This window comes from Glutamicibacter sp. AOP12-B1-11 (genome assembly GCF_052379245.1).
GTDB lineage: Bacteria > Actinomycetota > Actinomycetes > Actinomycetales > Micrococcaceae > Glutamicibacter.
Genome location: NZ_JBQSYL010000104.1, coordinates 1 through 280 on the forward strand (window position 1 = coordinate 1; position 280 = coordinate 280).

The 280-nt window shown below is 63.6% G+C and carries 1 pseudogene; it reads left to right on the plus strand.

The features are described from left to right. Positions 1-280, plus strand: a pseudogene (locus tag ACT3UQ_RS19785) (choline oxidase); the annotation flags it as partial.

Below are 280 nucleotides of genomic sequence, written 5' to 3' on the forward strand. Positions count from 1 at the left end.
CGTCGAGGTGCTCCTCGACGCGCCGGGGGTGGGCGAGCATCTGCAGGACCACCCCGAAGGGGTGATCCAGTGGGAAGCGAAGCAGCCCATGGTGGAAACTTCCACCCAGTGGTGGGAGATCGGGATCTTCACCCCCACGGTGCAGGGGCTGGACCGTCCGGATCTGATGTTCCACTACGGTTCGGTGCCTTTTGATATGCATACGCTGCGCCAGGGGTATCCGACCGGGGAGAACACCTTCTGCCTGACTCCGAATGTCACGCATGCGAAGTCCCGGGGC